The sequence below is a fragment of the Halorhodospira neutriphila genome, assembly GCF_016584055.1.
In the GTDB taxonomy this organism is placed as follows: Bacteria; Pseudomonadota; Gammaproteobacteria; order Nitrococcales; family Halorhodospiraceae; genus Halorhodospira; species Halorhodospira neutriphila.
The window spans coordinates 1-7,193 of the sequence record NZ_NRSH01000111.1; the positions used below are offsets into that span (position 1 = coordinate 1).

Here is a 7,193-nt window from a genome sequence, read left to right on the forward strand (position 1 = left end):
CGGGGCGCCGCCACGCCCCCCGGCGTCGGGGGGCGGGCCCGGGCGTGGCCGGCGGCCGCCCGCCCGGTTTGACAGGGGGCGAGGGGCGCTCTAGGTTCTGCAGGATTTGCGGAGGCCCTCATGGCTCGATCCTACGACTACCTCCGGGACGGCGCCGCCATCTACGCCGAGTCCTTCGCCACGATCCGCCGCGAGGCGCGGCTCGAGGGTCTGAGCCGCGAGCAGGCGCAGGTGGCGGTGCGCGTCATCCACGCCTGCGGCCGGGTCGATATCACCGAGCACCTCGCCCTGACGCCGGGGGCCGTGGCCGCCGGCCGCGAGGCTTTGCGCGCCGGCCGGCCGATCCTCTGCGACAGCCGCATGGTCGCCCACGGCATCACCACCGCGCGGCTGCCGGCGGCCAACGAGGTCTGCTGCACCCTCGACGACCCGCGGGTGCCGGAGCGCGCCCGGGCCATCGGCAACACCCGGACCGCCGCGGCCCTCGACCTCTGGGGCGAGCGCCTCGACGGCGCGGTGGTGGCCATCGGCAACGCCCCCACGGCGCTCTTCCACCTGCTCGAGCTCATCGACGAGGGCGCGCCGCCGCCGGCGGTGGTCATCGGCATGCCGGTGGGCATGGTCGGCGCCGCCGAGGCCAAGGCCGCCCTCGCCGGGCACGAGGCGCTGGCGTCGATCGTGGTCCACGGCCGCCAGGGCGGCAGCGCCATGGCGGTGGCGGCCGTGAACGCCCTGGCGAGCGAGCGCGAGGACTGAATGGCGGGCAGCGAGGCGGGCGGTACGCCGGAGGCGTGGCTGAGCCTCATCGGCCTGGGGGAGGACGGCCTCGAGGGGCTCTCCCCGGCGGCGCGGGGCCTGCTCGGCGCCGCGCGCCTGGTCGTTGGCGGCCGGCGCCACCTGGCGCTGGCCGAGCCCCTGATCCACGGCGAGACCCTGGCCTGGGCCTCGCCGCTGACGGCGACGATCCCGCGGCTGCTCGAGCGCCGCGGCGAGCCGGTGGCGGTGCTCGCCTCGGGCGACCCCTTCCTCTTCGGCGTCGGCGCCACGCTGCGCCGCCACCTGCCCGCGGCGGAGATGCGCTGCCTGCCGCAGCCCTCGTCCATCGCCCTCGCCGCCGCCCGCCTGGGCTGGGCGCAGCAGGAGTGCGCCCTCATCGCCCTCGGCGGCCGCCCCCTAGCGAGCCTGCGCCCGCTGCTGCAGCCGGGCCGGCGCGTGCTGGCCCTCTCCGCCGGCGCCGAGACCCCGGGGCAGGTGGCGCAGGCCTTGGTCGAGTGGGGCTTCGGCCCCAGCCGGATGGCCCTCCTGGAGGCGCTCGGCGGCCCCCACGAGCGGGTCCGGCACACCACGGCCCGCGACTTCGCCCTCGACGGGATCCAGGCGCTGAACCTGGTCGCCGTGGAGGTCGCGGCGGAGCCCGGCGCCCGCATCCTGCCGTGCGCGCCGGGGCTGCCCGAGGCGTGGTTCGAGCACGACGGCCAGATCACCAAGCGCGAGGTCCGCGCCCTGACCCTCGCCAGCCTCCGCCCCCGGGCCGACGAGCGGCTCTGGGACATCGGCTGCGGCTGCGGCTCGGTGGCCGTCGAGTGGCTGCTCGCCGAGCCCTCGACCCAGGCCCTCGCCGTGGAGCGCCGCGGCGAGCGGGCGGCCGCGGCGGCGCGCAACGCCGCTGCCCTGGGCGTGCCGCGCCTGGAGGTGCGTACCGGCGAGGCCCGCGAGGCGCTCGCCGAGGCGCCGGCCCCCGACGCCGTCTTCCTCGGCGGCGGCGTCCACGACCCGGCCCTGATCGAGGCCTGCTACGCCGCCTTGCCCGCCGGCGGCCGGCTGGTCGCCAACAGCGTCACCCTGGAGAGCGAGCAGGCGATCCAGGCCGCCTGGCAGCGCTACGGGGGGACGCTGACCCGCCTGTCGGTGGAGCGCGCCGAGCCCCTGGGGCGGTTGCACGCCTACCGGCCGGCCATGCCCATCCTGCAGTGGGCGGTGGAGAAGGACGGCCTCTGAGGGAGTCCTGCCGGCGCCGGCAGCCGGGTCTGCTCGCTGCCGTCCCAGGGGACCGGGCGGCGCAGCCACCGCTGGATGAAGGCCCAGGACTCGCGGTAGCCGTCGTGGGGGAGGGTGCAGGCGGAGCAGTCCTTGCGCCGGAGCCCGTGGCGGTCGGTGATGACCCGGTAGGGGCCGGGGCACTCGTAGGCGTTGAGCGGGCAGTAGCAGAAGAGGCAGTTGAAGGCCCGCTCGACCCCGGGGTGGCAGGGGAAGTAGGGGCAGTCCGTGTTGGTGAAGCCCTTGAAGGCCTCCTCGGCGGGCAGCTGCTCGGTGTGCGCCATCTTCGCCTGCTCCCTTCCGGGGCCGGGCGCGCCTCATCGGGCGCCGGTGCGCCCTGGCCCCTGGTTTGACGGTACCAGGCGGCCACTCTAAAGTATTGGCGTCATGGGTGCACCCGGCGCCTGCCCAGGTTGCCGGGGTTAAACGGGAAGACCGGTCCAGCCGCCGATCCGCGCGGCGAGTCCGGCGCTGCCCCCGCAACGGTAGGTGGGGCGAGCGGGCCTGACAGGCCACTGTGGGCGATGGCTGCGCGGCGGCGCGCTCACGGGAAGGCGGCCCGCTCCGGGGGGAATCCCTCCGCCCACGAGCCCGGAGACCGGCCCATGACAGCCCAGGTGCCGCGGGGTGCGGCGGGCCGGGTGGTTGGACTGCTCGCCGGCGGCGCGGATCTCGGCGCCCCGTCACGCTCCTGCACCTCCCCTCCCTCTCCCCGGCGGTACCGGTCCGCGTCGATGGGCGCGCAGCGCCGGAAAGAGGTCCACGCCATGGGGAACCGCCTCTCGAAGATCACCACTCGCACCGGGGATGAGGGCCGGACCGGGCTCGGCGACGGCTCCCGGGTCGACAAGGACAGCCTGCGCATCGCGGCCTGCGGCGAGGTCGACGAGCTCAACAGCGTCCTGGGCCGGCTGCTCGCCTACGAGCTGCCGGAGGACGTGGCCGCGGTGCTCGAGCCGGTCCAGCACGAGCTCTTCGACCTCGGCGCCGAGCTCGCGGTGCCCGGCCACGAGGCGCTCCCGGAGCACGCCGTCAAGCGCCTGGAGACCGCCCTGGCGGACCTCAACGAGGCGCTGCCGCCGCTCAAGGAGTTCGTCCTGCCGGGCGGCGGGCCGGCGACGGCGGAGTGCCACGTCGTGCGCGCCGTCTGCCGGCGGGCCGAGCGGACGCTGATCGCCCTCGGCCGGCGCGAGCCCGTCGGCCCGGGCGCTGCGGCCTACCTCAACCGCCTCTCGGATCTGCTCTTCGTGGCCGCGCGCCTGCTCGCCCGCCGCGAGGCCGGCGGCGAGCGCCAGTGGCGCGCGCTCGCCGAGCGCGAGCCGAGGGGCTCCTGATGGCGGCGCGCCGCGCCGCACCGGCCTCCGCGGCCGCGCGGGCGCTCCGGCGCCGGCGCGCCGGGCTCGGGGCCGCCCTGCTCCTGGCGGCGGCGCTGCTCGCCGGCACTGCCGCCGCGGAGGGGCGCTGCGTCGAGGACGACACCGGGCGGGAGGTCTGCCTGGAGGGCCCGGCGCAGCGCATCATCGCCCTCTCGCCGGGGGTGACGGAGCTGCTCTTCGCCGCCGGGGCCGGCGAGCGGGTCGTCGCCGCGGTGAGCCACGCCGACTACCCCGAGCCGGCGCGGGAGCTGCCGCGGGTGGGCAGCTACGAGCGGCTCGACCTGGAGTCGCTCCTCGCCTTCCGCCCGGACCTGGTGGTGGCCTGGCAGGGCGGGAACTCGCCGCATCAGCTTGAGCGCCTCGAGGAGGCCGGGGCGACGCTCTACCGCAGCGCGCAGGGCCGCCTCGAGCGGATCCCGGCCACCCTCGAGCGCCTCGGCCGGCTCGCGGGCACCGAGGCGGCGGCGCGGGAGGCGGCGGCCGCGTTCCGCGAGCGCCTCGCCGGGCTGCGGCGCCGCTACGCCGGCCGCGACCCGGTCACGGTCTTCTACGAGATCTGGGACGCCCCGCTGATGACCGTCAACGGCGAGCAGATGATCAGCGACGCCATCCGCATCTGCGGCGGCCGGAACATCTTCGCCGAGCTGGACCGGCTCGCCCCGCGGGTGGATAAGGAGGCGGTCCTCGCCGCCGACCCCGAGGCCATCGTCGCCGGCGGCATGGGCGGGGAGGGCGGCCGCTCCCTGCTCGCGCCCTGGCGCCGCTACGAGAGCCTGCGCGCGGCGCGGCGCGGCAACCTCTTCTTCGTCGATCCGGCGCTGCTCCAGCGGCCCACCCCGCGGGTGCTCGAGGGCACGGCGAGGCTCTGCGAGCACCTCGAGCAGGCCCGGCAGCGCCGCTAGGCCGTGCCCCGCCTGGCCCCGCCGCTGCTGGCGCTCGCCGCCGTCGCCGCCGCCGCCGTGGCTGCTGCTGACCGGGGTGGTGGTCGCCTCCGGCTGGGGGGCGCTGGTCACCTTCATGCTCGCCGTGGGCTCGCGCCACCAGCTGCCGGGGATGCTCTACTGGCTCATGGGCGATCTCGCCTACGCCGGCAGCCCGTGGCTCGCCCTCGGCGTGCTCGCCGCCGCCGTGCTGGCCGCCGCGCCGCTGGGGCGCAGCCTCAACGTCCTCGCCCGCGGGCCGCTGCAGGCGACGGCCCTCGGCGTGGCGGTGCGGCCGCTGGAGTGGGGCATCTACGCGGCGGCGAGCGTGCTCACCGCCGTGGCCGTGACCACGGCGGGCAGCATCGGCTTCGTCGGCCTGGTGGTGCCGCACATGCTGCGCCTGCTCCTCGGCAACGACCAGCGCCTGATCCTGCCCGCCTCGGCGCTGGCCGGCGGCGCCCTGCTGGCCGGCGCCGACGTGCTCGCGCGCACCCTCATCGCCCCCGAGCAGCTGCCGGTGGGGGTCATCACGGCGCTGCTCGGCGTGCCTTTGTTCCTCTACCTGCTGCACCGGAGCCGATGAGCGGGACCGCGCCACAGGCGAGTACCACGGCGGGCCTGGCCCTCCGCGAGCTGGTGATCGACATCCCGGGGCGGCCGGACGGCGATCCCCTCGACCTCGCCGTGGCGCCCGGGGAGGTCTGGGGGGTGCTCGGGCCGAACGGGGCGGGGAAGACGACCCTGCTCCACACCCTCGCCGGGCTGCGCCCGCCGCGCTCGGGCGCGGTGCGGCTGGCGGGGCGGGGCCTGGGGCAGTGGCGGCGCAAGGCGCTGGCCCGCCGCCTGGGGGTGGTCTTCCAGGAGCGCCACGACGGCTTCCCCGCCACGGTCCTGGAGACCGCCCTCATCGGCCGCCACCCCTACCTGGCGCCCTGGGACCTGGAGACCGCTGAGGATCTCGCCATCGCCCGCGGCGCCCTGGCGCGGCTGGGCCTCGACGGCCTCGAGGAGCGCCTGGTGAGCACCCTCTCCGGCGGCGAGCGCCAGCGCCTGAGCGTGGCCACCGTCCTGGCCCAGGACCCGGCCGTCTGGCTCGCCGACGAGCCCACCAACCACCTCGACCTGCGCCACCAGACGGCGGTCATGGGGCTGCTCGCCGAGCGCGCCGCCGCCGGCTGCGCCGTCTTCCTCTGCCTGCACGACATCAACCTGGCGGCGCGCTGGTGCGACCACATCCTCCTGCTCTACCCCGACGGCAGCGCCTGCTGGGGACCGACGGGCGCGATGCTGGTCACCGAGGCGCTGGAGCGGCTCTACGGCCAGCGGCTCGTCGCCGGGCAGGTCGACGGGACGCGGGTCTTCGTGCCCGCGCTGCGCTAGGCCCGCCAGCGCCTACGATACTGGGGGAGAGCCCGCCGAGGAGGGCGCCCCCATGCCCGCCAGCGAGGTCTTCCGCGTCGAGGGGGTGACCAAGGTCTACCGCATGGGCGAGGTGGCGGTGCACGCCCTGCGCGGCGTCGACCTGTGCCTCTACGCCGGCGAGCTGGTCGTGCTCCTCGGCCCGTCGGGCAGCGGCAAGTCGACCCTGCTCAACATCCTCGGCGGCCTCGACGTGCCCACCGCGGGCCGGGTGCTCGTCGAGGGCCGGGACCTGGCCGCCGCCGGCGAGCGGGAGCTGACCGCCTTCCGGCGCCACTTCGTCGGCTTCGTCTTCCAGCTCTACAACCTCATACCCAGCCTCACGGCCCGCGAGAACGTGGCCATCGTCACCGAGATCGCCCGCGACCCCATGGCCCCGGAGGCGGCGCTGGCGATGGTCGGGCTCGGCGAGCGGCTCGACCACTTCCCGGCGCAGCTCTCCGGCGGCGAGCAGCAGCGGGTCGCCATCGCCCGGGCGGTGGCCAAGCGCCCGCGGGTGCTGCTGTGCGACGAGCCCACCGGGGCCCTCGACTCCCGCACCGGCGTGACGGTGCTCGAGGCGCTGGAGCGGATCAACGGCGAGCTCGGCACCACGACGGCGCTGATCACCCACAACGCCGGGATCGCCGGCATGGCCCACCGGGTCGTCGACTTCCGCGACGGGCGCATCGCCGGGATCCGCGAGAACGCCGAGCGCTGCCGGGCGCGGGAGCTGAGCTGGTGAGGGCCCTGACGCGCAAGCTGCTGCGCGAGCTCTGGGGGATGCGCGCCCAGGCGCTGGCCATCGCCGTGGTGATCGCCAGCGGCGTGGCCACCCTGGTGATGTTCCTGAGCGCGCTCGCCGCCCTGACCGGCACCCGGGACGCCTTCTACCGCGACTACCGCTTCGCCGACGTCTTCGCCAGCGTCGAGCGCGCCCCCCGGGGGCTCGCCGACGAGCTCGCCGCCATCCCGGGCGTCCAGCAGGCCGTAACGCGCGTGGTCGCCGAGGCCAGCCTGGAGCTCCCCGGCTTCGACGACCCGGCGACGGCGCGGATCGTCTCCCTGCCCGAGGGGCGGAACGCCGCGCTCAACCGCCTCTACCTCACCGAGGGGCGCCTCCCGGAGCCGGGCCGGGAGCGCGAGGCGGTGGTCAGCGACGCCTTCGCCGAGGCCCACGGCCTGCACGCCGGCGCGCGCCTGGCGGTGGTCGTCCGCGGCGGCTACGAGACCCTCGAGGTGGTCGGCGTGGCCACCTCGCCGGAGTTCGTCTACCAGATCCGCCCCGGCGAGATCATGCCCGACTACGAGCGCTACGCCATCCTGTGGATGAGCCGCCCGGCGCTGGCGGCCGCCTACGACATGGAGGGCGCCTTCAACGACGTCCTCCTCCGCCTGGCGCGCGGCGCCCGCCCGGAGGCGGTCATCGAGGCGGCCGACCGGCTCCTCGACCCGTGGG

8 protein-coding genes, 1 pseudogene and 1 riboswitch are annotated in these 7,193 nt (G+C 76.6%); of the genes and pseudogenes, 8 read left to right on the forward strand and 1 reads right to left on the reverse strand.

Going from position 1 to position 7,193, the window contains the following annotated elements; genetic code table 11:
- Nucleotides 1-120 precede the first annotated feature (120 nt).
- Nucleotides 121-756: a precorrin-8X methylmutase gene (locus CKO13_RS09355; RefSeq protein WP_200259982.1), complete on the forward strand. Its 636-nt coding sequence runs from the start codon at nt 121-123 to the stop codon at nt 754-756.
- Nucleotides 757-1,998: a precorrin-6y C5,15-methyltransferase (decarboxylating) subunit CbiE gene (gene cbiE, locus CKO13_RS09360; RefSeq protein ID WP_200259985.1), complete on the forward strand. Its 1,242-nt coding sequence runs from the start codon at nt 757-759 to the stop codon at nt 1,996-1,998. It abuts the gene before it with no gap.
- Here cbiE and CKO13_RS09365 read toward each other — a convergent pair.
- Nucleotides 1,944-2,321 carry a cysteine-rich small domain-containing protein gene (locus CKO13_RS09365; RefSeq protein ID WP_200259989.1) on the reverse strand — a complete coding sequence of 126 codons (378 nt, stop codon included), beginning with the start codon at nt 2,319-2,321 and terminating at the stop codon, nt 1,944-1,946. The genes cbiE and CKO13_RS09365 overlap by 55 nt on opposite strands.
- A gap of 88 nt (nt 2,322-2,409) precedes the next feature.
- Nucleotides 2,410-2,658: riboswitch (cobalamin riboswitch) on the forward strand.
- A gap of 146 nt (nt 2,659-2,804) precedes the next feature.
- Here CKO13_RS09365 and CKO13_RS09370 point away from each other — a divergent pair.
- The 6 genes and pseudogenes from CKO13_RS09370 to CKO13_RS09395 all read left to right on the forward strand — a co-directional run.
- On the forward strand, nt 2,805-3,371 hold the full coding sequence (locus CKO13_RS09370) for a cob(I)yrinic acid a,c-diamide adenosyltransferase (RefSeq protein WP_200259992.1): 567 nt from the start codon (nt 2,805-2,807) through the stop codon (nt 3,369-3,371).
- Nucleotides 3,371-4,315: a cobalamin-binding protein gene (locus CKO13_RS09375; protein ID WP_200259995.1), complete on the forward strand. Its 945-nt coding sequence runs from the start codon at nt 3,371-3,373 to the stop codon at nt 4,313-4,315. Before CKO13_RS09370 ends, CKO13_RS09375 begins: the two co-directional genes overlap by 1 nt.
- A gap of 52 nt (nt 4,316-4,367) precedes the next feature.
- Nucleotides 4,368-4,919 (forward strand): annotated as a pseudogene (locus tag CKO13_RS09380) (FecCD family ABC transporter permease); the annotation flags it as partial.
- On the forward strand, nt 4,916-5,716 hold the full coding sequence (locus CKO13_RS09385; RefSeq protein ID WP_200259998.1) for an ABC transporter ATP-binding protein: 801 nt from the start codon (nt 4,916-4,918) through the stop codon (nt 5,714-5,716). The pseudogene CKO13_RS09380 and the gene CKO13_RS09385, both read left to right, overlap by 4 nt.
- A 52-nt stretch (nt 5,717-5,768) precedes the next feature.
- Nucleotides 5,769-6,479 (forward strand): ABC transporter ATP-binding protein, encoded by a 711-nt coding sequence (locus CKO13_RS09390; protein ID WP_200260001.1) that lies wholly within the window; start codon nt 5,769-5,771, stop codon nt 6,477-6,479.
- Nucleotides 6,476-7,193 (forward strand): ABC transporter permease (locus CKO13_RS09395; protein ID WP_200260004.1); only part of this gene is annotated, 718 nt, incomplete at its 3' end. The genes CKO13_RS09390 and CKO13_RS09395, both read left to right, overlap by 4 nt.

Excerpts from the sequence above, each read along its gene's own strand:
- CKO13_RS09365 (WP_200259989.1), bottom strand. The coding sequence starts at position 2,321 with ATGGCGCACACCGAGCAGCTGCCCGCCGAGGAGGCCTTCAAGGGCTTC.
- CKO13_RS09390 (WP_200260001.1), top strand. The coding sequence starts at position 5,769 with ATGCCCGCCAGCGAGGTCTTCCGCGTCGAGGGGGTGACCAAGGTCTAC.
- CKO13_RS09355 (WP_200259982.1), top strand. The coding sequence starts at position 121 with ATGGCTCGATCCTACGACTACCTCCGGGACGGCGCCGCCATCTACGCC.
- CKO13_RS09370 (WP_200259992.1), top strand. The coding sequence starts at position 2,805 with ATGGGGAACCGCCTCTCGAAGATCACCACTCGCACCGGGGATGAGGGC.
- CKO13_RS09375 (WP_200259995.1), top strand. The coding sequence starts at position 3,371 with ATGGCGGCGCGCCGCGCCGCACCGGCCTCCGCGGCCGCGCGGGCGCTC.
- CKO13_RS09385 (WP_200259998.1), top strand. The coding sequence starts at position 4,916 with ATGAGCGGGACCGCGCCACAGGCGAGTACCACGGCGGGCCTGGCCCTC.
- cbiE (WP_200259985.1), top strand. The coding sequence starts at position 757 with ATGGCGGGCAGCGAGGCGGGCGGTACGCCGGAGGCGTGGCTGAGCCTC.